The organism is Vibrio sp. Vb1337, assembly GCF_033338715.1.
Taxonomy (GTDB): Bacteria; Pseudomonadota; Gammaproteobacteria; order Enterobacterales; family Vibrionaceae; genus Vibrio; species Vibrio alginolyticus.
Window position 1 is genome coordinate 1 of the sequence record NZ_JAWOTD010000270.1, and the last position, 1040, is coordinate 1040.

At 43.5% G+C, this 1040-nt stretch carries 3 protein-coding genes; 1 reads left to right on the top strand and 2 read right to left on the bottom strand.

The window, feature by feature from the left end:
• On the top strand, positions 1–349 hold a 349-nt coding region (locus R7E42_RS25555; protein ID WP_318073319.1), incomplete at its 5' end, for a putative sulfate exporter family transporter.
• Here the strand turns inward: R7E42_RS25555 and R7E42_RS25560 are convergent.
• Together R7E42_RS25560 and R7E42_RS25565 are read right to left on the bottom strand one after the other, a co-directional pair.
• Entirely contained in the window at positions 342–530 is a 189-nt protein-coding gene (locus R7E42_RS25560) for a hypothetical protein (protein WP_318073320.1), read from the bottom strand. The genes R7E42_RS25555 and R7E42_RS25560 overlap by 8 nt on opposite strands.
• Before the next feature lie 144 nt (positions 531–674).
• Positions 675–1040: AMP-binding enzyme (locus R7E42_RS25565; RefSeq protein WP_411978991.1), on the bottom strand; the 366-nt coding region annotated here is incomplete at its 5' end.

The window sequence follows — 1040 nt, forward strand, 5'->3', positions numbered from 1 at the left end:
CACGCTCAAACTGGCGCGAGCCTTGTGGATCATTCCTGTTGCTTTGATTAGCGCCGTGATTTTCTCACGTGGGAACAAAGAGAACGGTTCGAAAAAGTTAGTGATTCCTTACTTCATTTTCTGGTATTGCGCGGCCATCGCCTTTAGTGATTTCTTTCCACAATTTGAGGTGGTGTATCACGGTATTTTTACCATTGCGAAGCAAGCTCTGGTGGTGTGCTTATTCTTGATAGGATGTAGTATTTCGATTTCGAAACTGAAATCTTCGGGTCCTAAACCGCTGTTGTTTGGTGTGACTTTATGGGTATTAATTTCCACCACATCACTAAGCTGGCTAGTACTTAGATAATCGTTGTCGACTTAGCGCGTTGGTCGGAGGTTGACTCTGGTTTGTCACTCTTGAGCGCAAACACCAACGCGATAGCGATTAAAAACGCCGTCAATTCCGCTAACGAGCGAGTGAGCCCTTCACTGCTGATTGCGATGCCAATTTGTAATACCACTGCTATCAATAAAACCGATTTCACCATTCTGAAGCTTATGCCTTTCTGCTCTACGTTGAGACATAATTATGATTCAGAGTTATAAGGTTACGAAATTCCCTTTCCGACTAACACATAGCAAAATTGACTAATCTTCGCCTCATTTCCGCCGGGAAAATGAGCGCCAGCTATTTAACGTTGATTATCTAACTCATAAAGCAGCCACTCTTTTACCGCTTTACGCGAAACTTTAATTCCACCTTCTAACAAGGCTTGTGGCATCAAATAGTAAGCGATTGGCCATTTAAACTTCTCAAGCTTTTTCCGCAAGTATTGCTCGTATTCCTGTTGGCTCAGTAACGCTTCTGATTGAATAACGGCTATAGGACGATGACCGAACTCAGCATCTTCGACTGGCACGACAATGCTCTGAATGACGCTTGGAATTTGGTTCAATACTGCTTCTATTTCCTCACAGTGAACGTTTTCTCCACCTGAGATAAATTGATTATCGGCCCGACCGATGATCTTTAACTCATCTCCTTGCCAAGTACCGAG